This is a genomic window from Pseudarthrobacter cellobiosi, assembly GCF_023913755.1.
GTDB lineage: Bacteria > Actinomycetota > Actinomycetes > Actinomycetales > Micrococcaceae > Arthrobacter > Arthrobacter cellobiosi.
Genome location: NZ_JAMXBJ010000050.1, coordinates 530,820 through 555,896, shown reverse-complemented (window position 1 = coordinate 555,896; position 25,077 = coordinate 530,820). Strand labels below are relative to the sequence as shown.

At 65.4% G+C, this 25,077-nt stretch carries 20 protein-coding genes; 14 read left to right on the top strand and 6 right to left on the bottom strand.

Annotated features, from left to right (window positions below):
• Nucleotides 1–10: 10 nt before the first annotated feature.
• The 7 genes from mnmA (at nt 11) to NG696_RS20095 (ending at nt 8,380) form a co-directional block, all read left to right on the top strand.
• A complete protein-coding gene (mnmA, locus tag NG696_RS20125; protein WP_374208679.1) occupies nt 11–1,135 on the top strand; it encodes a tRNA 2-thiouridine(34) synthase MnmA in 1,125 nt (374 codons plus the stop codon).
• A 174-nt stretch (nt 1,136–1,309) separates the two neighbouring features.
• Nucleotides 1,310–2,950 carry an ABC transporter substrate-binding protein gene (locus NG696_RS20120; protein WP_252567298.1) on the top strand — a complete coding sequence of 547 codons (1,641 nt, stop codon included), beginning with the start codon at nt 1,310–1,312 and terminating at the stop codon, nt 2,948–2,950.
• A gap of 113 nt (nt 2,951–3,063) precedes the next feature.
• Entirely contained in the window at nt 3,064–4,146 is a 1,083-nt protein-coding gene (locus tag NG696_RS20115) for an ABC transporter permease (protein WP_252567296.1), read from the top strand.
• Complete coding sequence (locus tag NG696_RS20110; RefSeq protein ID WP_252576546.1) at nt 4,146–5,159, top strand: ABC transporter permease; 1,014 nt, start codon at nt 4,146–4,148, stop codon at nt 5,157–5,159. The genes NG696_RS20115 and NG696_RS20110 overlap by 1 nt, the downstream gene beginning before the upstream one ends.
• A complete protein-coding gene (locus tag NG696_RS20105) occupies nt 5,156–6,871 on the top strand; it encodes an ABC transporter ATP-binding protein (protein ID WP_252567292.1) in 1,716 nt (571 codons plus the stop codon). Before NG696_RS20110 ends, NG696_RS20105 begins: the two co-directional genes overlap by 4 nt.
• A gap of 121 nt (nt 6,872–6,992) precedes the next feature.
• Nucleotides 6,993–7,379 carry a chorismate mutase gene (locus NG696_RS20100; RefSeq protein ID WP_058931921.1) on the top strand — a complete coding sequence of 129 codons (387 nt, stop codon included), beginning with the start codon at nt 6,993–6,995 and terminating at the stop codon, nt 7,377–7,379.
• Nucleotides 7,370–8,380, top strand: coding sequence for a uroporphyrinogen decarboxylase/cobalamine-independent methonine synthase family protein (locus tag NG696_RS20095; RefSeq protein WP_252567290.1), 1,011 nt, complete (start codon nt 7,370–7,372; stop codon nt 8,378–8,380). The genes NG696_RS20100 and NG696_RS20095 overlap by 10 nt, the downstream gene beginning before the upstream one ends.
• 37 nt (nt 8,381–8,417) lie before the next feature.
• On the opposite strand, the gene NG696_RS20090 is transcribed toward NG696_RS20095, so the two are convergent.
• From NG696_RS20090 to NG696_RS20065, 6 genes are read right to left on the bottom strand one after another with little or no spacing between them, the layout of a single operon-like run.
• Nucleotides 8,418–9,131, bottom strand: coding sequence for a DUF4166 domain-containing protein (locus NG696_RS20090; RefSeq protein WP_252567288.1), 714 nt, complete (start codon nt 9,129–9,131; stop codon nt 8,418–8,420).
• Nucleotides 9,132–9,172: 41 nt separating this feature from the next.
• A complete protein-coding gene (locus NG696_RS20085; RefSeq protein ID WP_252567286.1) occupies nt 9,173–10,465 on the bottom strand; it encodes a DUF58 domain-containing protein in 1,293 nt (430 codons plus the stop codon).
• Nucleotides 10,466–10,476: 11 nt separating this feature from the next.
• Entirely contained in the window at nt 10,477–11,478 is a 1,002-nt protein-coding gene (locus tag NG696_RS20080) for an AAA family ATPase (RefSeq protein ID WP_252567284.1), read from the bottom strand.
• A complete protein-coding gene (locus NG696_RS20075; RefSeq protein WP_252567282.1) occupies nt 11,475–12,740 on the bottom strand; it encodes a DUF4350 domain-containing protein in 1,266 nt (421 codons plus the stop codon). Before NG696_RS20075 ends, NG696_RS20080 begins: the two co-directional genes overlap by 4 nt.
• 14 nt (nt 12,741–12,754) lie before the next feature.
• Nucleotides 12,755–13,411, bottom strand: a complete 657-nt coding sequence (locus NG696_RS20070; RefSeq protein WP_252567280.1) for a DUF4129 domain-containing protein — start codon at nt 13,409–13,411, stop codon at nt 12,755–12,757.
• On the bottom strand, nt 13,401–14,591 hold the full coding sequence (locus NG696_RS20065; protein ID WP_252576545.1) for a DUF7847 domain-containing protein: 1,191 nt from the start codon (nt 14,589–14,591) through the stop codon (nt 13,401–13,403). Before NG696_RS20065 ends, NG696_RS20070 begins: the two co-directional genes overlap by 11 nt.
• Before the next feature lie 154 nt (nt 14,592–14,745).
• On the opposite strand from NG696_RS20065, the gene mtrA reads away from it, so the two are divergent.
• The 7 genes from mtrA to secA all read left to right on the top strand — a co-directional run bounded on the left by mtrA (nt 14,746) and on the right by secA (nt 25,060).
• Entirely contained in the window at nt 14,746–15,420 is a 675-nt protein-coding gene (gene mtrA / locus NG696_RS20060) for an MtrAB system response regulator MtrA (protein WP_056343773.1), read from the top strand.
• Nucleotides 15,392–17,317, top strand: a complete 1,926-nt coding sequence (gene mtrB / locus NG696_RS20055; protein ID WP_374208678.1) for an MtrAB system histidine kinase MtrB — start codon at nt 15,392–15,394, stop codon at nt 17,315–17,317. The genes mtrA and mtrB overlap by 29 nt, the downstream gene beginning before the upstream one ends.
• Nucleotides 17,314–19,032 (top strand): LpqB family beta-propeller domain-containing protein, encoded by a 1,719-nt coding sequence (locus tag NG696_RS20050; RefSeq protein WP_252567276.1) that lies wholly within the window; start codon nt 17,314–17,316, stop codon nt 19,030–19,032. Before mtrB ends, NG696_RS20050 begins: the two co-directional genes overlap by 4 nt.
• A 59-nt stretch (nt 19,033–19,091) precedes the next feature.
• Nucleotides 19,092–20,039, top strand: a complete 948-nt coding sequence (locus NG696_RS20045) for a ComF family protein (protein WP_252576544.1) — start codon at nt 19,092–19,094, stop codon at nt 20,037–20,039.
• A gap of 211 nt (nt 20,040–20,250) precedes the next feature.
• Nucleotides 20,251–20,976 (top strand): ribosome hibernation-promoting factor, HPF/YfiA family, encoded by a 726-nt coding sequence (gene hpf, locus NG696_RS20040; protein WP_252567272.1) that lies wholly within the window; start codon nt 20,251–20,253, stop codon nt 20,974–20,976.
• A 32-nt stretch (nt 20,977–21,008) separates the two neighbouring features.
• Nucleotides 21,009–22,274 (top strand): winged helix-turn-helix domain-containing protein, encoded by a 1,266-nt coding sequence (locus NG696_RS20035; protein ID WP_252567271.1) that lies wholly within the window; start codon nt 21,009–21,011, stop codon nt 22,272–22,274.
• Between the two features lie 47 nt (nt 22,275–22,321).
• Nucleotides 22,322–25,060 (top strand): preprotein translocase subunit SecA, encoded by a 2,739-nt coding sequence (gene secA / locus NG696_RS20030; protein WP_252576543.1) that lies wholly within the window; start codon nt 22,322–22,324, stop codon nt 25,058–25,060.
• Nucleotides 25,061–25,077: the final 17 nt, after the last annotated feature.

Sequence of the window (25,077 nt, the reverse complement as noted above, 5' to 3'; positions counted from 1 at the left end):
GAAAGCCAGCATGCGAGTTCTAGCAGCCATGAGCGGTGGAGTCGACTCCGCCGTTGCCGCAGCACGTGCCGTCGAAGCCGGGCACGACGTCGTCGGCGTTCACCTTGCGCTGTCCAGGATGCCCGGCACCCTGCGGACGGGCAGCCGCGGCTGCTGCACCATCGAGGACTCGCGCGATGCGTGGCGGGCCTGCGACGTGCTGGGCATTCCGTACTACGTCTGGGATTTCTCGGAGCGCTTCAAGGAAGACGTGGTCCAGGACTTCATCGATGAGTATGCTGCCGGGCGGACCCCCAACCCCTGCATGCGCTGCAACGAGCGGATCAAATTTGCCGCCCTGCTGGAGAAGGCCATCGCCCTGGGCTTTGACGCCGTCTGCACCGGGCATTACGCCAAGGTCATCAAGGACGCCGACGGCAACCCCGAACTTCACCGGGCCGCGGACTGGGCCAAGGACCAGAGCTACGTCCTCGGTGTCCTGACCCACGAGCAGCTCAAGCATTCCATGTTCCCGCTGGCGGACACGCCTTCCAAAGCTGAAGTGCGGGCGGAAGCCGAGCGCCGGGGACTGTCGGTGGCCAACAAGCCCGACAGCCACGACATCTGCTTCATTCCCGACGGCGATACCGCGGGCTGGCTCGCCGAAAAGATCGACATGACCACCGGCGATATCGTGGACGAGACCGGCTCGAAGGTAGGGGAGCACCCGGGAGCCAACGCGTTCACCGTGGGCCAGCGCCGTGGCCTGAAGCTCGGAACACCCGCAGCGGACGGCAAGCCCAGGTTCGTCCTGGAGATCCGGCCCAAGGAAAACAAGGTAGTGGTGGGGCCCCAGGCGCTGCTGGCCATTGACGAGATCCGCGGCATCAAGGTCTCGTGGGCTGGCCTGCCGATCGCGGAAATCGAAACGGGCGCCGAGTTTGACTGCTATGCCCAGGTCCGCGCCCACGGGGACCCCGTGCCGGCCACCGCGCGAATGCTGCCCGGCGAGGGTGCACCCCAGCTCCTGGTCACCTTGACCGATCCGCTGCGCGGCGTGGCACCCGGCCAGACGGTGGTCCTCTACCAGGGCAGCCGCGTCCTGGGCCAGGCCACCATCGACGCTGCCCGGTCGTTGCAGCGCGCGGAGCTCTGAGCCGGAGCAAATTTACCCTGGTCAGGTAAATTTTGTGTCTCAACTCACAAAAAAGCCGGTTGATGAGTCCGGCGTCTGGTTGAATCTAGGCATCAGGACAGCGCGCTGCCCGCTCAAGCCAAGACACCCATTTGCGGGCGGCGAGCGCGTACTCATCGAACAGAAAGTTCACAGATGACCAAGAGCACTAAAGCCTTGCGCAGCGCAATCGCGCTCGCAGGCGTTTCCGCCTTCGCATTGACGGCCTGCACGGGCCCCTCGGGTGGCGGCGGGGGTGGCAGCACAGCATCGGAGAATGCAAGCAGCGTCATTGCGTACGGAACCACAGACAAAGTCACCGCACTGGACCCGGCGGGCTCGTACGACAACGGTTCGTTTATGGTGATGAACCAGATTTACTCGTTCTTGTTGAACTCCAAACCTGGTGGCGCCGACCCCGTGCCGGACCTGGCCGAATCGTCCTCGTTCACCAAGCCTACCGAATTCACGGTCAAGCTTAAGAGCGACCTCAAATGGGCCAACGGACATGTGCTTGATTCCAAAGACGTCAAGTTCTCCTTTGACCGCCAGACTGCCATCAAGGATCCCAACGGACCGGCATCGTTGTTGTCCAACATTGATTCCATTGCCACGCCTGATGCCAGCACCGTGGTTTTCACGCTGAAGAATGCCAACGACCAAACGTTCCCGCAGATTCTGACCAGCCCGGCCGCCCCGATCGTTGACGACGAAGTCTTCCCGGCAGACAAGCTCCTCAGCGACGAGGACATCGTCAAGGCCAACGCCTTCCACGGCCAGTACATCATTGACTCCTTCAACAAGAACACGCTGGTCAGCCTGAAGGCATGGCCCGACTACAAGGGCGTACTCGGCAAGCCGGCCAACGCAGGGGCCACCATCAAGTACTACACCGACCAGACCAACATGAAGCTGGAGGTCAAGGGCGGCCAGATCGATGTTGCCAACCGCAGCCTGAGCGCCACGGACATCGATGACCTTAAGAAGGACTCCAACGTCAAGGTCCATGTTGGTCCCGGCGGCGAGATGCGGTACATCGTCTTCAACTTCGACACCATGCCGTATGGCGCCAAGGCTCCGGAAGCTGACCCGAAGAAGGCGCTTGCCGTCCGGCAGGCCGCTGCCAACCTCATCGACCGCCAGGCCATCTCGGACCAGGTCTACAAGGGCACGTACTTGCCGATGTGGTCCAACGTCCCGTCCGGTTTCGTAGGGGCCAACGAATCCTTCAAGCAGGCGTATGGGGATGGCTCCGGCAAACCCAGCCTGGACAAGGCCAAGAAGGTCATGGCCGACGCCGGCATCACCGGCCCCGTGACCATCAAGCTGCAGTACAACCCCGACCACTATGGCAAGTCGTCCGGTGACGAATACGCCATGGTCAAGGACCAGTTGGAGAAGAGCGGACTGTTCACGGTGGATCTGCAGTCCACTGAGTGGGTCACGTATAACTCGGCATCGAAGAAGGACAGCTACCCCGTCTTCCAGCTGGGCTGGTTCCCGGACTTCAGCGACGCGGACAACTACCTGACACCCTTCTTTGTAGGCGGTGGCTTCATGAACAACCACTACTCAAATGCTGAGGTCGAAACGCTGGTCGCCAAGCAGTTGGTCACCGCCGACAAGGCTGAGCGTGAGAAGACAATCCAGGAGGTCCAGAACCTGCTGGCCAAGGACATCTCCACCCTGCCGTTGCTGCAGGGCGCCCAGGTGGCCGTTTCAGGGACCGACGTGAAGGGTGTCGATTCCACCCTGGATGCGTCGTTCAAGTTCCGGCTCGGCACCGTTTCCAAGTAGCGACCTGGATTCCAAGTATCACCGAACAAACCCGCGTGAGGAGGTAGGGCCGGACGGCCCTGCCTCCTACGTGTTGGCTCCACAATTTCTTGATCAAACCAAGCAGGGACAGCATGGCCACATTGATTGATGCGCCGCCGCCTACGGTTGCGGCCCCCGTATCCAAATCCGCGGGAGGTGGCCTCGGGAGGTATATCCTGATCCGCTTCCTGCTGATCTTCCCGACGATCTTCATCCTCGTCACCCTCGTTTTCTTTCTCATGCGGATCACCGGCGATCCCATTACGGCAGCCCAGGGCGGACGCCTCCCGCAAGAACAAATTGACGCCCTGGTACACCAGGCAGGCTACGACCGGAACCTCTTCATTCAGTACATCGAGTACCTTGGCAACATTGCCACCGGCAACTTCGGCCGGACCATTTCAGATGGCCGGCCCGTCGTGGAGATGCTCGCCAAGTTTGGTGCCGCCACCCTGGAATTGAGCATCAACGCCCTCGTAGTGGCGCTGCTGGTAGGCATTCCACTGGGAATGTTTGCAGCCCACAAACGCGATATGCTTCCGGACGCTTTCCTGCGTATGTTCGCCATTCTTTGCTATGCCACCCCTGTCTTCTTTGCGGGCCTGCTCCTGAAGCTGACATTTTCCGTAGGCCTGGGCTGGTTCCCAGTGGCCGGCCGTGCTTCCACCACAACGGAATTGGCGATGGGCCGGCTGGCAGCACCCACTGGCATCTACTGGCTGGATGCCCTTCGCAGCGGCAATCTGGCAGCCTTTGGCGACATCGTCCAGCATGCAGTCCTTCCAGCTGTCGCGCTGGGCCTTCTGACGGCCGGCGTCTTCCTCCGCCTGGTCCGCACCAACGTGATCGGCACACTGGGAAAGGACTATGTTGAGGCAGGCCGGTCGCGCGGAGTCAGTGAATACCGCCTGGTGACAAAGCATGCCTACAAGCCGGCGCTGATCCCTATCATCACGGTGATGGGTCTGCAGATTGCGCTGCTGCTCGGCGGTGCGGTGCTGACCGAAACCACGTTCGAGTGGAAGGGCCTGGGCTATCAGTTGGCCCAGTACCTGACTGCACGTGACTTTGTAGCCGTCCAAGGCATCGTGATGTTGCTGGCCGTCATTGTGGCGGTCACCAATTTCGCAGTGGATATTGCCGCTGCCCTGATTGATCCGCGAGTGAGGTACTGATGGGCGCCACAGCATTGGAACCGAGAAAGAAATCCTTGCTGGACCGGCTTCCGGTCTCGTCCCACATCCGCCAAAGCGTTGGCCTGCAGCGGACCATGCTGCTCATCGGCGTGGTGCTTTGCGCTGCTTTTCTGGTGGCCGCGATATTTGCGCCGTTCCTAGCGCCCTACGGGTATTCCCAGATTTCCGACGACGCCGGTTCGTTCCCGGCGCAGGCCAAACCGGGCGCCAAGCATCTGTTGGGAACGACAGTGGGTGGCTACGATGTCCTGTCCCGGGTGATCTGGGGATCGCAGACAGCCTTGGCGGTGATAGTTGCTGCCGTGCTGATGTCTATCTTCCTGGGGGTATTCCTCGGACTGGTGAGCGGCTACTTCGGCGGCTGGCTGGACCGCGTACTCGTGGTCATTGCCGACGCAATTTACGCCTTCCCGACACTCCTTGTGGCTATCGTGATGTCGATTGCCATCAACAAGGGACAGTCCGGATTCTGGGGCGGAATCCTCGCCTGCGGGTTCGCCATCACTGCAGTGTTTGTGCCGCAGTACTTCCGCGTTATCCGTGCTGAAACCATCCGGCTCAAGGCTGAACCGTTTGTGGAATCAGCGCAGGTTGTTGGCGCCTCCAGCGCCAGGATTATCAGCAGGCACATCTTCTCCAACGCGACCCGGACCCTGCCGCTGATCTTCACGCTGAACGCCTCCGAAGCCATCCTCACCCTGGCAGGCTTGGGATTCCTCGGTTTCGGTATCGAGCCGAGCTCCGCCGCTGAATGGGGCTTTGACCTGAACAAGGCGATGTCCGATGCCTCCTCCGGCATTTGGTGGACCGGCGTGTTCCCCGGCATCGCCATCGTATTGACGGTGGTCGGCCTCACCCTCGTTGGTGAAAGCATCAATGACCTGAACGATCCGCGCCTGCGCGGACGCAAGGCAGCCGGCGGCAAGGGCGGTCCGGGATCACCAACCACCGCCGCGAACGCCGCCATCTCAGCGGATGTGAGAGGATTTTGACCATCAATATTGATTCGGTATCTGACCAGTCCAGGCAGGCGGACCAGCCGGTCCTTGCCATCGACCACCTCAAAGTCACCTTCGCCACCGATGGCGGAGACGTCTACGCCGTGAAGGATGTGAGCCTGGACGTCCGCTCCGGCGAAGTCCTGGCCATCGTAGGCGAATCCGGCTCGGGCAAGACCGTGACCGCGAAAACCATCCTCGGGCTGCTGCCGGAGACAGCCACCAGCGGCGGGGCTGTCCTGATCAACGGGAACAACGTGATCAGCGTCAGCGCCGCGAAGCTGAGGCAGATCCGTGGCCGCGATGTGGCCATGGTGTTCCAGGAGCCCTCCACGGCCTTGAACCCCGTGTTCACCGTGGGCTGGCAGATTGCCGAGGGCATCCGTGCCCACGCCGGCGGTGCCGGCGGGAAGCGTGTCTCGGCCAAGGATGCCAAGGCCCGTGCCATTGAGGCGCTGCGCAAGGTGGGGATCCCGGATCCGGAACACCGGGTCAACCACTATCCGCACCAGTTCTCCGGCGGCCAGAAGCAGCGCGTGGTGATCGCCGCCGCGCTTGCCCTGAACCCGGGACTGATTGTGGCCGATGAACCCACCACGGCCCTGGATGTCACCGTCCAGGCCGAAATCCTGGAGCTGCTCCGGGACCTTCGGGACAAGTACGGCACCTCGATCGTGCTGATCACCCACAATATGGGCGTGGTGGCCGACCTCGCGGACCGCGTGGTGGTGATGTACCAGGGTGATGTAGTGGAGGAAGCGCCGGTGCGGGTGCTGTTCGCCGAACCCAAGCAGGACTACACCAAGAAGCTGCTGGCCGCCGTGCCCCACCTGGGCCGGAACTCGGCGTCGGAGGGCCTGTTGGAACGCGCACACCAGGGCTCATCGGTCCTGGTAGAGGCAACCAACCTGACCATCGAGTATCCCGGCAGGCTGGGAACACCGGCCTTCAAAGCCGTGGACGGGGTCAGCTTCACCGTGTCCCCGGGCGAAGTCTTTGGACTGGTGGGCGAATCCGGCTCCGGGAAAACCACCATCGGCCGGGCCATCGCAGGCCTAAACCGGAGCACCGGCGGCAGCCTGCAGGTGCTCGGCTACGAGATGCTGAACTTCAAGGAGCGGACCTTCAAACCCCTCCGGAAGGACATTGGCTTTGTGTTCCAGGATCCGGCCGCGTCCTTCAACCCCCAGCTGACCATCGGCGACTGCGTAGCGGAACCCATGATCATCCACACCAACCCGAGCCCGGCGCAGGCGCGCAAACGCGTTGCCGAGCTGCTCGAATCAGTGCAGCTGCCGGCGTCGTACGCCCAGCGGTACCCGCACGAGCTGTCCGGTGGGCAGCGTCAGCGGGCGTCGCTGGCGCGGGCACTGATCCTGAACCCGCGGCTGCTCATTGCTGACGAGCCGACGTCGGCCCTGGACGTTTCCGTGCAGGCAAAGGTCCTGGAACTCTTCAAGGAAATCCAGGCCGAGTTCGGGTTTGCGGCGCTGTTCATCAGCCACGACCTCGCGGTGGTGGACATCCTGTCGCAGTGGGTGGGCGTCCTGTACAAGGGCAAGCTGGTGGAGCAGGGCATCGGCAGCCAGGTGATGGGCGCGCCGCAGCACGACTACACCAAACGGCTGATTGCCTCGCTGCCGGTCCCTGATCCGGACGAACAGGCACGACGCCGGGAAGCGCACCGGGCGCTGCTGGCCCAGTAGGCACCACCAGCGACCCCACAGTCGCGGCACCATCAGACGGACATCCCGCCCCACCAGGCGGGGTGTCCGTCCGCCGCTTAACACCGGAAGGATTTCCGCGGCTGCCCCATAGACTTGGACCATGACGCAGCAAAACCACGATGTTCCCGACACCGACACCTACGATGCCGCCGCGAGTTCGCTGGCGGGCCACGTGGACAACTCGGTGATGGCGGAACTGCTGTCCATCCGCTCCAGCATCGACAACATCGATGCGACCTTGGTGTACCTCCTGGCCGAACGGTTCAAGGCCACCCAGAAAGTGGGCTTCCTCAAGGCCGCGCACCGGCTCCCGGCCGGGGATCCCGGCCGGGAATCGGCCCAGATCGCCCGTCTCCGGCGGCTGGCGGAGGATGCACACCTCGATCCCGCTTTTGCGGAGAAGTTCCTGAATTTCATCATCGGCGAGGTCATCCGCCATCATGAAGCCATCGCCGAGGACCACCAGGCCGCTGCAGAGTGGAAGTAACCGCCACCGGGCTTGGGCCCTGGCCGGGGGAGGACCCCGTGGAGGCTGCCCGCATTATCCGCGGCGAGCTCGGCAGCCCGCACCTGCCGTTCCTGGCAGAACTTCCGGACCGCGGAGTCGGCTCCGACGCCCTGGGGCGGACGGCCGCACTCCTGGTTGAATTGGCCGTGGATGTCCAGCCGTACGGCTGGCGGCTGGTGGACCGACCCGGCAAGGATTTCCGCAGGGCCGCGTCGGCCCTGTCCACAGACATCAACGTCCTGGCAGACGTTGCCGGCGCCGAGGACACCCCCGCCCCCGAGATCAAGCTCCAGCTGGTTGGTCCGCTGAGCATTGCCGCGGGGCTGCACCTGCACAACGGAGAACGGGCACTTATCGATTACGGCGCACGCCGGGACATTGCCGACTCGCTGGCCGCAGGGGTTGGCGGCTACCTGTCCCGGATTTCCAGCGCGGTTCCGGGCGCGCGGCTGGTGGTCCAGGTCGACGAGCCTGATATCGCCGCCGTCCTCGCCGGCACTATTCCGACGTCGAGCGGTTACCGCACGCTGCGGGCGGTGGGCGGCCAGGAGGTCACCGAGTCCTGGCAGGTGGTGATCGAAGCGCTCCGTGAGGCGGGTGCCGCCGAAATCGTTGTCTCTGTCCCCGAGATCGAGGCTCCGATCGACCGGATCATTGCCGCCGGCGCCGACGGCGTGGCCGTGCCGCTGAGGGCCTTGACCACACGGCAGTGGGAGCAGTTGGCCACGGCAGTGGAGGCAGGCAAGCGGATCTGGGCTGGCGCCCTGGACATCAGCCGCGGCACGCTGCCCAGGGTGGCCGACGTCGTGGAGTCCGTGTGGCGGCCATGGCACGAGCTGGGGCTGCCGGCGTCGTCCCTGGGCAGTATCCGGGTCACCCCCTCGGCGGGACTTGCCGGCCACACGCCGGCCACCGCCACAGCGGTGCTGGGCCGGCTCACCCAGGTGGCCGACGGCCTGAACCAGCGGGCGCACGGCTGAGCGGGCCCACCGCTGAGCGGACCTGCGTGTACGTCTTCTACGTCCGGTTTTCCCAACGGTCCGGCTGGGCGTAGCGGGGCAGGAAACTCTGCGCCGAACTGCCGCCGATGTAGGGACGCAGGCGGTAGTCGAAACCGCCCGCATAGACCAGGACCAACCCGATCTGCGGCTGGATGACCTTGACTTGGATCCGGTGCTGTCCATGCTCGCCGGCGGCGCCATCCCACCACTGCTCGGCGTAGGCCTTGGCATCCACAGTGGCCGGCAGAGGCAGGCGGAGGGGGCCCAGGAACAGCCGCGACGCTTCGGAAACTCCGCGCAGCCTGCCCTCGTCCGTCACGCTGAGCTTGAGGTCGGTCACCATGCGCCTGAAACGGCCCAGATAGTCCACCAGCCGCGGGCCGCCGTCGGCATCCACGAGGCTGGTGGTGTCCTGGAAAATCCGCACGTGCCCTGGGAAGCGGATTTCCCGCCGGGCAGTCAGGCTGGAGCGGCCGAAGGGATCCTGGTGCGCATGGTTTTCAATCCGGAAGGGGATGCCTTCCCCGTACTCCGGGAAGAACGCGTCCTCCCCGGAGGTGAGCTTCAGCAGGGGCCGCAGCCACGCCTGCCGGCAGCCCACAACGTCGAACACGCCCTCGCCCACGCCGTAGTGCCCCGAGCCGGGCGCCAGGGAAAAGTACTCCTGCAGCTCAGGCTGCAGCCGGTGGAAGTCCTCGCCCAGGGCCTGCCGGTAGATAGGGACGCTCATGGTGACCTCCTGGACGGTACCGTCAGCGGCGCTGCGGTGACTCACAATCTACCGGCCGCCTTCAGCCGGATATACATGTCGGCAAGCTGCGGCGGCAGCTGGTGTGGCTCCGCATCCACCACTTCCACCCCGTGGTGCCGGAGCTCGGCGCTGACCGCCGCCCGTTCCAGCAGTACGCGTTCAGCCGCTGCCGCCCGGAACACGCCGGCGGCGTTCTCACGCTCCCGCAGCATCTGCCCCAGCATGGGATCACGGACGGCGGCCACCACCACAACATGCTGCTGCGCGAGCTGCGCGGCCACGGGAATGAGTCCTTCCTCCGGCGCTCCGCCGTCCAACGCCGTTAGCAGCACCACCAGGGACCGGTGCGCGGAGACCGCCCGGATCTGGCCGGGGAGGCTGGACCAGTCAAGCTCGATCAGTTCCGCCTCGAGGGGCGCCATCGCTTGCACCAGCTGTCCCAGGAGGTTGCCGGTGGTGGCGGAACCGGCCCTGGCCCGCGGACGGCGGTCGTAGGCCAGGAAATCCACCCGGTCACCGCCACGCTCTGCCAGGACCGCCAGCAGGAGCGCCGCTTCGATGCCGGTATCCAGCCTTGGTTCGTCCTCGATCCTCGCCGCTGACGTGCGGGACGTATCCAGCATGATCACCACGCGCCGGTCGCGTTCCGGGCGCCAGGTGCGGACGACGACGGCGGACCGGCGGGCGGTTGCGCGCCAGTCGATGGACCGGACGTCGTCCCCGCGGACGTAGTCACGCAGCGAGTCGAATTCGGTGCCGGCACCCCGGATCTGCACGGCGGCTTTGCCGTCGAGCTCGCGGAGTTTCCTGAGCTTCGAGGGGAGGTGCCTGCGGGAATGGAACGGCGGCAGGACCCGCAGGAAGCCGGCGCAGTCAAACGTGCGCTGGCGTGCCGCTAGCCGAAGGGGTCCATGGGAGCGCACCGTGACGTGCCGGGCGCCCACGTCGCCACGGCGGACCGGCTGTAACCGGACGGTCATCCGGCGGCTTTCCAGGGCGGGGACGTCCAGGTCCTGGACCGGATTCACAGCCCCGGCAGACGGCTGCCACGCGTCCCGAACAGTGGCGCGCAGGCGTCGCCGGCCACTGTTGCGCAGCGTGAGGACCGAAGCGGCCGTGCCGTGCAGCGTCACGTTGCCGGGCTCGGCACGCGTGACGATGATGGCCCGCGGGGAAGCGGCCAGGCCAAGGTCCAGGCCCAGGAGCGCGGCGAGTGCCACGACCACGCCGAGGACCGTTCCCCAGCCAGGAAACAGCAGCACCGGTACCAGGCCCAACAGTGCCAGCAAGACAAACCGTCCGGAGAGTGCCATGTGCAAGCGGATCAGCGGGGGACGGGGACGGAGGCCAGGATGCTGCCCAGGACGTCGTCCACCCGGACCCCGTCCATCTGGGCATCAGGCTGCAGGGCCACCCGGTGGCGCAGGCACGGCAGCGCCAGTGCCTTGACGTCGTCGGGGGTGACGAAGCTGCGGCCGGACAGCCAGGCCCAGGCGCGGGACGTGTTAAGCAGTGCAGTCGCGCCGCGGGGTGAGACGCCCAGCTGGAACGACGGCGCCTGCCGGGTGGCGCGCACCAGGTCCACGATGTAGCCGATGATTTCCGGTTCGACGGCGACGGTGGCCACAGCCTCCCGCGCCCGTTCGAGGTCCTCGGCGCCGGCCACCGCCCGGACACCGGCGGCGGCAAGATCGCGGGGATTGAAGCCGGACGCGTGCCGCCGGATCACTTCCACCTCGTCAGTCCGGCTGGGCAGCGGCATGGTGAGCTTGAGCAGGAACCGGTCCAGCTGGGCTTCGGGCAGGGGATAGGTTCCCTCGTACTCCACGGGGTTCTGGGTTGCCGCCACCAGGAAGTTCGCCGGCAGCGGCCTGGACACTCCGTCCACCGAGACCTGCCGCTCTTCCATGGCCTCCAACAGGGAGGCCTGCGTCTTCGGCGGCGTCCGGTTGATTTCGTCGGCCAGCAGGATGTTGGTGAAGACCGGCCCCTCGCGGAAACTGAATTCCGACGTGTGCGAGTCATAGACCAGGGAACCGGTGATGTCGCCGGGCATCAGGTCAGGGGTGAACTGTACGCGTTTGGTGTCCAGGCTCAGCGCGGCGGACAGGGCACGGACCAGGAGTGTTTTGGCCACACCGGGCACGCCTTCGAGGAGGACATGCCCCTGGGAGAGTAGCGCGATCAGGAGTCCGGTGACGGTGGCATCCTGGCCCACCACCGCCTTGGCAACCTCATGGCGGACGTCCAGGAGTGCCTGCCGGGCGGGATCCAGCGTCCGCCGGGAGGAATCCATGATCTGCGGGGCGCCGTACGGTTCGTTCATCGGGTCCTGACCTCGTTCTCTAGTTTGTCCAGTTCCTGTGACCATTGCACCAGTCTGGTTGCGGTACCGGGGCGTTCCTGGATCAGGCCGCTGATATCTCTGACCGGCCGGCCCAGGTTCCGGGCCACTGCCTGCACCACGTCGTCGGCAGTGGCCTGGGATCCGACTCGAAGGGCTTGCGCCAGACGAACCAGGGTGCCGGCCCGAAGGTTGTCCCGTGCCCGGTTCAGTGCGTGGGAATCCTGATAAAGGCGCGCGCGGCCTTCGGCGGTCTCCACGGCCTTGACCACCACGGGGAGTGGTTCAAACACGAGCGGGCCGAGGCGGCGCCCGCGCCACACAATGGCCAGCACGGTCACAAAGACCAGCCAGGGCCCCAGGAATGCCACCCAGTCAGGGGCGAGGTCATCAAGTGTCTGCGTTGACTCCGCAGCGGCCGCGTCGCCCAGGCCGGGCAGGTACCAGACAAGGTCCTCTGAGCTGCCCAGCGTCCGCAGGGCCAGTGCGGCATGGCCGTGGCCGGCAAGCCCGCCGTTGTTGAGGAGGGCGGTGCTGCCCAGGACGGTCAGGCCGCCGTCATCCGTGCGGGCAAGGAGCCCGGCGGTGCTTCCCGGCGGGCTGAAGCACACCGTGCCGCCGTCGTACAGGAATCCGCCGGTTCCGGAGACAGCACCTGCCGCCGCGGGAGCGGTGAGATCGCAGCCCGGTTCCAGGAGCGCCGTCGACTCAGGCACCACACCGGCCTGGCTGATGCCGGTATCGAGGGCCTTCAGCGTGCCGAGCCGAGGCGTCACCAGCACTACGCGTCCCGCACTTGCGGTCAGCTCGTCCAGCCGGGATTGGTCCAGGAATCCGCTCCGGTCGTACAGGAGGAGGGTGGCACCCGGCCGGTCCGCGAGTGCTGCAGTGGCGGAGTCAAAGGATTCAACATCCTGGACCTCGACACCGTGGCGGCCCAGTATCTCGCTGACCGCCCTGGCGCCGCCCGGCCCGGCGTTATGCACGGATAAGGGCAGGGAATCGCCCTTTGGCGCGAGCTGGGTGGAAATAACCACCGCCAGTCCGACGGCGGCCACCGCTCCGATCGCTGCCCTGCCGCGGTGCCGTCGGAGCCAGGAACCGGCCCCGGCACCGACACCAGAACCGGTACTGGTACCGGACCCGGAATCCGATCGGAGTGCAGGGGCGGAGCCCGGCTGTGCCTCCGGTGCACCCGGCGGCAGAAGATTGGGCGTCAGGCGATCCGGTGAAGGGTTCTGCATCGTGGGACCCTGCGTCATCGCGTAACCGCCGGTTCGTCACGTTCAGCGGGCAGGGCAGCGCTCGCCGGCGTGAGGGACTGCAGGGCAATGTCCAGCTCGCGCACCGCGGCATAGTCGGGCTGGCCGGCGGACTCCTTGCCGTAACGGATCCCGTCGAAAGTCCGCGCAGCTTCTGTCAGGCGGCCGGCCTCTGACGGAAACGGTGTGGCCAGTTCGTGCGCCACCTCGTCCGCGGTCCGGCCCAGCCGCGCGTCGAAAAGCGTTCTGTCCTCGGCCGTGCGCACCAGCGCACGGAAGCAGTCCACGACGGCGGCACTCCAGTTGCCGGCTGCGGCTGCGGCCGCCGCGCGCCCGCGGTAGGCCTCGGCACTGACTGTTGTGCCGGCGTCGAACACCTCTCCGGCACGCTTGGTTTTTGCATTGAGGCGCGGGCGGGCCAGGATGACCGCGGCGCCGATCAGCACGGCGATGGCCAGACCGATCCACGGCGCCGCGACGGTGCTGTCCGGGCCGGAGCCGCCGTCCAGGGACCGCAGCCAGTCCAGGATGTCCGCCCATATGCTGTCCAGCCAGCCGGGGGACGCGTCACGGTATTCCGGCTTGGCAAGTTCTTCTTCGGCCCAGCGGCGGGCCTCGTCGCGGCCAGGCAGGACCGGTGGTTCAGCGGCCATCCGGCCATGTCCCGCCGGGCGGTGCCCCGTAGGGCGGCCGCGGATTCTGGCCGGGTCCTGCCCGGTAGACCGGGACGCCTCGGCCCGGGACGCCGTCCGGATCCGCGCCCGATTCCAGCAGCCGGAGCAGGGCGATATCCAGTCCGTCCCGGCGCATCCTGAGGTCGAGGTAGAGCAGCGCCATCACGGAGGTCTGGAAGGCGAATCCCACCGCGCCGACCACCGCACCGACGATGGCGGTGGCAACGCCCGCCACCACGGCCGCCGTCATGGCCTGCTCGGCACCGCCGTGTGGCGAGACCACTCCGGTGTAAAAACCGGAGAGCAGCGAGACCGGAATGGTGACGATCTGGGCGATGATCCCCACCATGATGCCCACCACCAGCGTGATGCCCAGGAGCCGCCACCAGCTGTTACGAGTGAGTTCCCAGGAGCGGCGTATGCCGGCCACCGCCCCGAGCTCCTCCACCACAACGGCGGCCGGCGCCACCATGAGCTTGATGTAGATCCACATATACAGGACGAAGCACACCAGCCCCAGCGGGATCAGGATCAGGGCGCCCACTCCACCCACAGTGCTGACCAGCAGCACCGCCAGCGCCACAAACAGCAGCGCTATGAGGAGCCCGCCGCCCACCAGCAGGGCCGCGAGGCGGATCAGGGCCCCCGCACGGGACCGTGCCAGCGTCCACATCTGCCTGAAGCCGGTAGGGCGGTTGAGAACGGACCTGGCCACCGGAACCACCATGGCGCCCTGAAGCACCGCCGAGAGGAATACGGTCAGCACCGAGACGAGCAGGACCCCGGACGCGAAGGTGAGCACCAGCGGGACCAGGTCCTGCTCCGTCAGGCCTTCAGCCCAGGTCTCCAGGGACGCCGCGGACGTGGCGGAAAATGCCGTGAGGACTGCCGTCAGCACTGCGGCGAACGTCTGCGCCAGCAGCGCGGCGCCCAGCATGGCCTTGGCATTACGCCGGATCGTCTGGAAGGAGCCGTCCAGGATCTCGCCGAACATCAGTGGTCGCAGCGGAATGATGCCGGGTTTGGGCGGGGCAACATAACGCGGCTGCTGGTAGGGCTGCGGAGCGCCGTAGGGGTTGTGCGGGGAAGTGCCCCAGGCCGGCGGGCCACCCGGGGGTGGGCCCCACACCGGATGGCCGCCCCAAGGCGGCTGCTGCATGTTCGGATCCTGGTGTGGCACCCTGTTCCTTCCCCCGTGCGGGACTGTCCGCGTGTTGCCAGCCTATAGTTCCGGCGTCGGGCGTCATAGCGTGGCGCCATGCCGTAAGGCCGTTCAACAGGACAAACCCTGTTCAATAAGGGAATATATAACTATGAAGGCACGCATTCTGGTAGTTGACGATGACGAAGCGCTGGCCGAAATGATTGGGATTGTTCTGCGCAATGACGGCTTTGAGCCGGTTTTTTGCGCCGATGGCAGCCAGGCGCTGGATATTTTCCGTTCATCGAAGCCTGACCTCGTGCTGCTTGACCTGATGCTGCCCGGCGTGGACGGCATCGAGGTCTGCCGGCAGATCCGCTCCGAATCGGACGTGCCCATCGTCATGCTCACGGCCAAGTCGGATACGTCCGACGTCGTCCGCGGCCTTGAGTCCGGCGCAGACGACTACGTGCCCAAGCCGTTCAAACCCGCCGAACTCGTGGCACGCGTGCGTGCCCGCCTGCGGCCCGGCGACCAGAAGGCGCCTGAAACGCTGCGGATCGCTGACATCACCATCGACGTGGCCGGCCACACCGTGAAGCGTGCCGATGAGCGGATTTCCCTCACGCCCCTGGAGTTTGACCTCCTCGTAGCCCTGGCGCGGAAGCCCTGGCAGGTGTTCACCCGTGAGCTGCTGCTGGAGCAGGTCTGGGGCTACCGCCACGCGGCGGACACCCGGCTGGTCAACGTCCACGTCCAGCGCCTCCGGTCAAAAATTGAACGGGATCCGGAAGCTCCCGAAGTTGTATTGACGGTTCGTGGTGTCGGCTACAAAGCAGGTTCCTGAGCCCTCAGGACCAGAAGCGCACCGCGCCCCGGACCTTCCCGCAGCCAAGGGCCCGGAGCACACGGATGCTCTGCCGTCGGAGCTGGCAACGCTGCCATTCCGGGCACGGATCTGGCGGCGCCGTGGAGTAATCGTGGGGCTACGGGTGGGCCGCCTTGTCCGTCTCGGCGTGACCCGTTTCTTCCCTGCGGTCCGTTTTGCCGGGCGGGCCATGCGTCGGCGCTGGCGCCGGTCCCTGCAGTTCCGGACAGTCCTCACCACGCTGCTGTTGGCCGTGACATCCTTTGGCGCCGTGGGCGCCTACCTGTCCAACCAGATCGCCAACAACCTGTTCCAGGAGCGCCTCACCCAGGCCGAATCCGAGACCCGTTACTACGTCAAGCAGGTCCAGGAGACGTTCGACGGCGCCCAGGTCACCGACCAGTCCAGCGTCATCACCCTGGTCTACGACACTTTGAATGCCGTGGAGGGCCGCGGCTCCGTCATCCAGCGCCGCTACGTTTTCGAAGCCAAGCCCGAACAGACCAAGCCCCGGAACCGCTGGGTGGAGTCGCGGGCCTCGGACCAGCTGACCGTCAGCGTCATCCCGCCTGAACTCCGTACGGCGGTACAGGATTCAGGCAAGGACCAGTACTGGACCTCCACCGTGATTCCGGTAGGTACCGAGGACAGGCCGGGCATCGCCGTGGGCAACCTGGTGACCTTCAACGGGACCGTGTACGAGCTCTACCTGATCTATGACGTCAACACCGCCCAGCAGACGCTCGACGAAATCCAGGGCGTCCTCCTGGCCGGCGGCGCGGTGCTGGTGCTGATGATCGGGGCCATCGCCTGGTACGTCACCCGCAATGTTGTCAGCCCGGTCAGCCACGCTGCCCTGGTGTCGGAGAAGCTCGCTGCCGGCCAATTGCAGGAGCGGATGGTGGTCAAAGGCGAAGACGAGGTTGCCCGCCTCGGGGCATCGTTCAACCATATGGCCGCCAGCCTCCAGGAACAGATCACCCAGCTGGCCATGCTGTCCCAGATGCAGCAGCGTTTTGTCTCCGACGTCTCCCACGAGCTTCGCACGCCCCTGACCACCGTCCGGATGGCCGCGGAAGTGCTGTACGACGCCCGCCACGACTTCGACCCCATCAACAAGCGCTCCGCCGAACTCCTGTACAACCAGGTGGAGAGGTTCCAGTCCCTGCTGGCCGACCTGCTCGAGATCTCCCGCTTCGACGCCGGCGTGGCCATGCTCGACGCCGAGCCCGAGGACATCCTGCAGGTGATCGCCCACGTCATTGACGGGGCGGCGCCCGTCGCGGCCGAATACGGCTCGGAGATCATCCTCCGGGCGCCCGCGGAGGGAATTGTCGCGGAGATGGACGCCAGAAGGATCGACAGGATCCTGCGGAACCTCATCCTGAACGCAGTGGAGCATGGCGAAGGCAGGCCGGTCACCGTAACTGTCTCAGCCAACCAGTCAGCGGTGGGAGTTGCAGTCCGGGATCAGGGGATCGGCATGACCCCGGCCGAAGCCGCCCGTGTCTTTGACCGGTTCTGGCGTGCGGATCCGGCGCGGGCCCGCACCACCGGAGGCAGCGGACTGGGCCTGTCCATCGCAATGGAAGACACCAAACTCCATAACGGCTGGCTGCAGGCATGGGGAAACAAGGGTAGAGGGGCCAACTTCCGGCTGACCATTCCGTTGCGCCAGGGCGAGGAGATCGACCGCTCACCCGTGCAGCTTGAGCCGGAGGACATCATCCTCCCCGACGTCCCACATTCGAAAAACGTGCTGGTCCTGGGGCCCGGCCCCACTGGGGCGCCTGACGTCCCCGCTGGCGGCGGGCGTGGCCAGGGCACCGGGCGTACCCCCGCCGGGACAGGCGCAACACCGAAGGAGTCTTCATGACGGGACGAAAAGTGCGGGCAATGCTGAAGAGGAGCGTTGTGCTGTTCGTCGTTGTCCTGCTTCTGGCCTCCTGCGCGCGCATTCCCACGGCCGGGCCGGTGGGGAAGAGCGCGGAAGGCAGCGCCGGCAACGTCAACGCTCCGGTGTTCCTCCCGGCCGCCCCCCAGCCCGGCGCTACTCCGGAAAACATCATTGATTACTTCTACCGTGCCGGTACCGGATACGAGGGGGACTACGCGGTGGCCCGCGAATACCTGACGCAGGCAGCGTCAGTGTCCTGGAAACCCGACCAGCGCGCGCTGGTGTACCGCGAGGCGAAAGTGGTGGGCACCGGCGTCGACAACGTCTACAACTACCAGCTGGACGTTGCCTATAGCGTGGATGTTGACGGCATCGCCACCCAGATGCCCGAAGGCACCATCGAGAACATTCCGGCCACTCTCACGCAGGTGGACGGCGAATGGCGGATCTCAGCCATCCCGGACGGAACAGCGATCCCGGAGGAAACCTTCAAGGTCATCTACGGCGCCTACCCCATCTACTTCTACGATCCCAGCTTCACCTATGCCGTGCCTGACGTCCGCTGGTTCATCAAGAACAAGACCGTCAAAGCCATGACCAGTGCCCTGCTTGCCGGCCCCGCGCCGTACCTTCGCGGCGCGGTGGTCAGCGCCTTCCCGTCCGGCATCAAACTCGCCCGCGAATCGGTTCCGGTGGTGTCCGGCGCCGCGCAGGTGGACCTCACCGCCAAGGAACTCACCGAGGCGTCCACGGAGGACAGGCTCCGGATGCAAACGCAGCTTTCGCTCACGTTCCGAAGCCAGCCCGACGTCGTTAATGTGGAGTTGCATGCCAACCAGGACCTGGTCCGCGTCGAAGACAACGGTTCGGTGTTGCCCCCGGTGCGGGACAAAAACGTGCCGGTCCGCGAGATCGCCGTCAGCGGCAATGAGCTGGTTCGCTACGAAAACAACAGGGTGTCCCCGCTGCCGGATATGCAGCCAGTTTCATCGCTCGGGCCCCGCTACCCGGCGGAATCTCCGGTGTCCCAGACCGTTGCCTTCCTCAACGAAAGCCGGACGACGCTCTACAGCATGGTGCCGGGACAGCCGGCCCGTGCGCTGACAACGCGCAGCACCATTACGCACCCGTCCTTCAGTATTCATGACTGGGTGTGGGCCGCAGGGCCGGGAGCTACCGGCGGTACGGAGGTGGTGGCCTACCGGCCCATCGGAGTTGCCGAAGGTGCCGCTGTTCCCACCGTTACGCTCACGCCGTCGTGGCTGGCCGCAAGAACCGTCAAGGAGTTGAGGATCTCCCGCGAGGGCGTCCGGGCGCTGGTCATTTCGGAACAGAACGGCAAGACGAAGGTGCAGATTGCCGGGATCATCCGGAACGCCGACGGGACACCACGGGAACTGACTGCCCCGATCACGCTGGTGGCTTCGGGTGATCCGGACCGGGGCGTCTGGGTGAACGACACAACGGTAGCCGTGATGAAAGCCTCGGCAGGCTCGACCGTCACGCCGGAGCTGCTGTCCCTCACCTCCGGACAACCCCAGCAGTTGGCGCCGTGGCCCGGCCTCGTGTGGCTCAGCGCCGGCAACGGGCTGGAGGAAATCTACGGCCAGTCGGCCGAGGGCATCTTCCAGCGGCTGGGCAACGGCTGGTCGCCCCAGCTGAAGGGCCCCATCGACCCCTCATTCCCTGGGTAGCTTTCCACATAGCGCGGTCCCGAGGTTCCGGGGCTGCGATACGCAGGCCACCATGGGGTGTGACCGAAGTTCAGCCCGGACGTCCTCCTGCCCGCCACTCGCCTGCTCCCCACGCGCCTGTGCGCCGGTCCGGGGGCCGCGTTGGGGGCCGTTGCTGGGGCAGTCCCGGCGGAAGTGCCGCAAGCCTGGATCCGGACCTCCTGCCGTCTCCGCTGCAGTCCGCCAAGCATCGCGGCGGCCACCGCCGCCTGTGGCTGCGGGCCGCCGACCAGATGGGCGCGGCCGCCGCGGAGCTGCTGGCACTTGCCGTCCCTGTGGACTGCGTCTGCTGCGGCGCGGAGGACCTGGCCCTGTGCGTCATGTGCGAACGCCACGTCCGCCTGCTGACCAGGCACCCGTTCCGGGCAGAGGAGCAGGCGCCGGCCCTGATGAACGTCGACGGCGGCCTGATCCTTCCCGTAGTGGCGGCCGGGGTGTACCGCGAGGAGCTGGCGCAGGCCGTGCTTTCGTTCAAGAGCCATGGCCAGCACCAGCTCACGTCAGTCCTGGCGCGCGGACTGGGGCAGGGCATTGCCGCGTCCGTGGCCGGCGTCGACGGCGTCTGCCTGGTTCCGGTGCCCAGCAGTACGGCTGGCTACATCAAAAGGGGATTCAGCCCGGTCCACCTCCTGCTCGCAGAGCTGCGTCGGGGGACCACCATCCGCGGAACGCCGGTGGTGGACGTGATCCGGAAAGCCCGGCGCCGCGCCGCGCCGGAGCGGCTGCCTGGAGGCCAAAAGGGACTCGGCCGCGGTGCCAGGGCGAGCCGGGTCAAGGGGTCCATGAAGGTCCCGAAACGCCAGTGCTCGCGGGTGGCCGGACGCCGCTGCATCATTGTCGACGACGTCCTCACCACGGGGGCCACACTCGCGGAAGCAGCCCGCGCGCTGCACGTCAGCGGCGCCGTGGTGGTGGGGGCGGTGGTCCTTGCCGCGACACGCCCGCCGGATTCAGCTGGCGGCGAATAGCCCGCCCCGGGAGCTGGCGGAACGCTGCCCGTCTAAGAAAAAAATAAACGAAGAAAGGATGAATAACAGGTGGCTATGAACTAACGTCGGTTGTGGGTACCAAGAACAAGTTGTACCTTTCGATGGCGGCTCGGAAAGGGGCTCGACTGTCAAGCAGATCGGCCCGTGGGATGTGCCGCCGTCGTGTCACCGAAGTCATTTGGAGGGCACCATGGAGTTTATGATTAGCGGACGAAATCTGACGGTCTCAGACCGCTTCCGCGAATACGCCGGTGAGAAGATCTCGAAGATCGAGTCACTTGGCGACAAGGTCCAGCGGGTTGACGCGAAGGTTTCCAAGGAAACGAATGCGCGCCAGACCGGCGACCAGCTCACCGTTGAAGTTACGGTTCTGGGCCGGGGACCCGTAATCCGTGCCGAAGCCAGCGCCGCAGACAAATTCGCTGCGTTCGATCTCGCCTACACCAAGCTGCTGGAACGTCTCCGCCGCGCCAAGGACCGCAAGAAGGTCCACCACGGGCGCCACACCCCCAAGGCAGTGCGTGAGGCCACCGCGACACTGGAACCCGCAAGTACCAGTGAGCCCCTTTACGTCGAGGCGAGCCATCGCAGCGAACCCCAGGCTGCACCTGTTGAACGATCGCCCTACGAGGTCGAGAACGACATTCCGGCTGGGGACTCCCCGGTGCTGATCCGGCGCAAAGTTTTCCCTGCGGCCTCCCTCACCCTTGACGATGCTGTGGACAACATGGAGCTCGTGGGCCACGATTTCTACCTGTTTGTGGACAAGGCCACCAACACGCCCTCGGTGGTCTACCGGCGCCGTGGCTGGACGTACGGGGTGATCACCCTGGACCACGAATGCGAACCGGGGGAGACGGCCGTCGAAGAAAAAATCCTCGCCTACCGTTCCGATGACGAGGCTGCAAAAGTCTAGGGCGGTTCGCACCCCTCAATGAAAGGACGGATGTGCCAGCGACGCTGAGCCTTATCCAGGCCCGGCGGATCGCCTTGGCAGCTCAGGGACTCGACAAAGGACGGCCCGCCGGCCCCGTGACCTCACGGACGGTGGGCCGTACCATTGCCCGGATCCAGCTTGTCCAGATCGATTCCGTCAACGTGTTGTCCCGCAGTCACTTTCTGCCCTTCTTTTCAAGGCTCGGCAACTATGACCGCACCATTCTTCAGCGGATGGCCAGTTCGCCTCCCCGACGCATGATGGAGTACTGGGCGCACGAGGCCAGCTTCATCCGGCCCGAGCACTTCCAGGACCTCCGGTTGTGGCAGAAACGCACGTGGGTGGGTGCGTCCGCCCTCGACCCGGACCTGCGCGACGCGGTGGCTGGAAAGATTCTCGACGCCCTCGCCGCAGGGCGGCCCATGACGGCGGCGGAACTGACGGTGAACATCGGGCACGTGGAGGACCGGCGGGACGACAACTGGGGATGGAACTGGAACGCCGTCAAACGCGTGCTTGAAGACCTGTTCGAGGCGGGCACCATTTCCGCGGCGTCCAGAACCGAACAGTTCGAGCGAAAGTACACGCTGACGGCTAAGGTGCTGCCGCGTCGGCTGGCCCTCGAAGCCACGCCGGACCCTGTTGAGGCCTTGCATCGGCTCATCGACGCGGCGGCGCAAGCCCATGGCATCGGAACCGTGAAGTGCTTCGCGGACTACTTCCGTACACCGGTCAAGGCAGCCGCCGCCTCGGTGGACCATCTCGTCAGCATAGGGAGGCTCGAACCGGTGGCTGTCGTAGGCTGGGACCGGAAGGTATTCCTCCATGCCGACGCCACAATGCCGCGGCGGGCAGCGGGGCGGGCCTTGCTCAGTCCCTTTGACTCCCTGGTCTTCGAGCGGCGCCGGCTTGAGGAGCTCTTCGGGTTCCACTTCCGGATCGAGATTTACACGCCCGCGCACCTCCGACGCTTCGGGTACTACGTCCTGCCCTTTCTCCTGGGTGACACCATCGTGGCGCGGGTGGACCTTAAAGCGGACCGTGCGGCAGGAAATCTGCTGGTCAGGTCCGCCTACGGTGAGCCGGACGCACCGCCAGGGACCGCCGTCGAACTCGCCGCCGAGCTGGAACTGATGGCCGAATGGCTGGAGCTGGACGACATTGTGGTCAGCCCGGTCGGGGACCTGGCAGAGTCCCTCGCGGGCGCCCTGCACCACCGCGCCGGTGCGCTCCGCTCTCAGGGAACACCGGCCGCGTGGCCTGTGTCTCTCCCGTAGACTAAAAACGCCAGAATTCGGCAGCATAAGACTGGGAGTATCTTCACGTGGCATCACTTATCGAAAAACTTCTCCGCACGGGTGACAAAAAAACCCTGCGGCAACTGCGGAACTATGCCGACTCCATCAATGCGCTCGAAGACTCGTTCAAAACCTTCACGGATGCTGAGCTCCGCGAGGAAACAGACCACCTCCGCGCCCGCCACCAGGACGGCGAGCAACTGGACGATCTCCTCCCGGAGGCTTTCGCCGCCGTGCGCGAGGCCTCAACCCGCACCCTGGGCATGCGTCACTTTGACGTCCAGCTAATGGGTGGCGCCGCCCTCCACCTGGGCAATATCGCCGAAATGAAGACCGGCGAAGGCAAGACGCTCGTGGCCACCGCGCCGGCCTACCTTAATGCCCTCGCCGGCAATGGCGTCCACGTCATCACGGTGAACGACTACCTTGCCGAATACCAGTCAGACCTTATGGGCCGGGTCTACCGTTTCCTTGGCCTGACCAGCGGTTGCATCCTGTCCAACCAGGATCCCGCGGTGCGCCGGCAGCAGTACGCCGCGGACATCACCTACGGCACCAACAACGAATTCGGCTTTGACTACCTGCGCGACAACATGGCGTGGGACCAATCAGAGCTGGTCCAGCGTGGCCACAACTTCGCCATTGTTGATGAGGTCGACTCCATCCTCATCGACGAAGCCCGCACGCCGCTCATCATTTCCGGCCCTGCCCAGGGCGACACCAACCGGTGGTACAGCGAATTTGCCAAGGTGGTGCAGCGCCTGAAGGCCGGCGAGGACTACGAGGCGGACGAGAAGAAGCGCACCGTCGGTGTCCTGGAGAGCGGCATCGAAAAGGTGGAGGACTACCTGGGCATCCAGAACCTCTACGAATCCGCGAACACTCCGCTCATCGGGTTCCTGAACAACGCCATCAAGGCCAAGGAACTGTTCAAGCGGGACAAGGACTACGTCATCCTCGACGGCGAAGTGCTCATCGTTGACGAACACACTGGCCGCATCCTGGCCGGCCGCCGCTACAACGAGGGCATGCACCAGGCCATCGAGGCCAAGGAAGCCGTGGAGATCAAGGCCGAAAACCAGACCCTGGCCACGGTGACGCTCCAGAACTACTTCCGGATGTACTCCAAGCTGGCAGGCATGACCGGCACGGCCGAGACTGAGGCCGCCGAGTTCATGGGCACGTACAAGCTCGGCGTGGTGGCCATCCCCACCAACCGGGACATGCAGCGGATCGACCAGTCGGACCTCGTGTTCAAGAATGAAAAGGTGAAGTTCGACGCCGTCGTGAAGGACATTGCCGAGCGTCACGAACAGGGCCAGCCGATCCTTGTGGGCACAACGAGTGTCGAAAAAAGCGAATACCTCTCCGGGCTGCTCGCCAAGGAGGGCATCAGGCACGAAGTCCTGAACGCCAAGAACCACGCCCGTGAAGCGGCCATCGTGGCGCAGGCCGGACGCAAGGGTGCTGTCACGGTGGCCACCAACATGGCAGGCCGAGGCACTGACATCATGCTGGGCGGCAACGCCGAATTCACTGCGGTGGCCGATCTGGCCAAGCGAGGGCTGGACCCGGAAGAGAATTCCGAAGAGTACGAGGCCGCGTGGCCGGCTGCCCTGGAGACGGCCAAGCAGTCCGTAAAGGACGAACACGAGGAAGTACTGAACCTCGGCGGGCTGTATGTCCTGGGAACTGAGCGGCACGAGTCCCGCCGCATCGACAACCAGCTCCGTGGCCGCTCCGGCCGCCAGGGCGACCCCGGCGAATCACGCTTCTACCTCTCCCTGACCGATGACCTGATGCGGCTCTTCAACTCCGGCGCGGCCGAACGGTTGATGAACAGTTCCGTCCCGGATGATGTGGCGTTGGAATCCAAACTGGTTTCCCGGGCCATCGCGTCTGCCCAGGGCCAGGTGGAAGGCCGCAACGCCGAGCAGCGCAAGAACGTACTCAAGTACGACGACGTCCTGAACCGCCAGCGCGAAGCCATCTACGGTGACCGCCGCCGGATCCTCGAAGGTGACGACCTGCACGAGAAGGTCCAGTTCTTCGTGGAGGACACCATCACCGCCCTGATCGACTCCGCCACGGCCGAAGGCAATGGCGATGACTGGGACTATACCCAGCTGTGGACCAACCTCAAGACGCTCTACCCCGTCAGCGTCACAGCGGATGAGATCATCGAGGAAGCCGGCGGCAAGTCCAAGCTCACTGTTGAATTCCTCAAGGAGGAGCTGCTCTCCGACGCCCGCGTGGTCTACCAGACACGGGAAGAGACCATCGGCGCCGAGAGCATGCGCGAGCTGGAACGCCGCGTGGTGCTGTCGGTCATCGGGCGCAAGTGGCAGGAACACCTCTATGAGATGGACTACCTCAAGGAAGGCATCGGACTGCGCGCAATGGCACAGCGTGACCCGCTGGTGGAATACCAGCGCGAGGGCTTTGTTATGTTCCAGAGCATGATGGAGGCCATCCGCGAGGAAAGCGTCGGGTTCCTGTTCAACCTTGAAGTTGAGGTGACTCCAGCCCAGGATGTGGTGGTGCCGGACGCAGCAGGTGGCCACACCGAGCGTGTTGAGCCGCAGATCCACGCTGCCGGCCTGGAGGCGCCCGAGAAGCCTGCCCAGCTGCAGTACACCGCTCCGGGCGAAGACGGCGCATCCCAGACCCGGGTGGAGGGTCGTGTCTCTTCACGGTCCGGAAATCCCGCCAAGGCTGCAGCGCAGGACGCCACCAAGCGTCCGGCCAAGAAAAAGCGCCGCTGACGGCAGGGATCGTGGCT

What these genes read in the sequence shown, in the direction of transcription:
- mnmA (WP_374208679.1), top strand. Translation starts at nt 11, where the DNA reads ATGCGAGTTCTAGCAGCCATGAGCGGTGGAGTCGACTCCGCCGTTGCC.
- NG696_RS20120 (WP_252567298.1), top strand. Translation starts at nt 1,310, where the DNA reads ATGACCAAGAGCACTAAAGCCTTGCGCAGCGCAATCGCGCTCGCAGGC.
- NG696_RS20115 (WP_252567296.1), top strand. Translation starts at nt 3,064, where the DNA reads ATGGCCACATTGATTGATGCGCCGCCGCCTACGGTTGCGGCCCCCGTA.
- NG696_RS20110 (WP_252576546.1), top strand. Translation starts at nt 4,146, where the DNA reads ATGGGCGCCACAGCATTGGAACCGAGAAAGAAATCCTTGCTGGACCGG.
- NG696_RS20100 (WP_058931921.1), top strand. Translation starts at nt 6,993, where the DNA reads ATGACGCAGCAAAACCACGATGTTCCCGACACCGACACCTACGATGCC.
- NG696_RS20090 (WP_252567288.1), bottom strand. Translation starts at nt 9,131, where the DNA reads ATGAGCGTCCCTATCTACCGGCAGGCCCTGGGCGAGGACTTCCACCGG.
- NG696_RS20085 (WP_252567286.1), bottom strand. Translation starts at nt 10,465, where the DNA reads ATGGCACTCTCCGGACGGTTTGTCTTGCTGGCACTGTTGGGCCTGGTA.
- NG696_RS20080 (WP_252567284.1), bottom strand. Translation starts at nt 11,478, where the DNA reads ATGAACGAACCGTACGGCGCCCCGCAGATCATGGATTCCTCCCGGCGG.
- NG696_RS20075 (WP_252567282.1), bottom strand. Translation starts at nt 12,740, where the DNA reads ATGCAGAACCCTTCACCGGATCGCCTGACGCCCAATCTTCTGCCGCCG.
- NG696_RS20070 (WP_252567280.1), bottom strand. Translation starts at nt 13,411, where the DNA reads ATGGCCGCTGAACCACCGGTCCTGCCTGGCCGCGACGAGGCCCGCCGC.
- NG696_RS20065 (WP_252576545.1), bottom strand. Translation starts at nt 14,591, where the DNA reads ATGCAGCAGCCGCCTTGGGGCGGCCATCCGGTGTGGGGCCCACCCCCG.
- mtrA (WP_056343773.1), top strand. Translation starts at nt 14,746, where the DNA reads ATGAAGGCACGCATTCTGGTAGTTGACGATGACGAAGCGCTGGCCGAA.
- NG696_RS20050 (WP_252567276.1), top strand. Translation starts at nt 17,314, where the DNA reads ATGACGGGACGAAAAGTGCGGGCAATGCTGAAGAGGAGCGTTGTGCTG.
- hpf (WP_252567272.1), top strand. Translation starts at nt 20,251, where the DNA reads ATGGAGTTTATGATTAGCGGACGAAATCTGACGGTCTCAGACCGCTTC.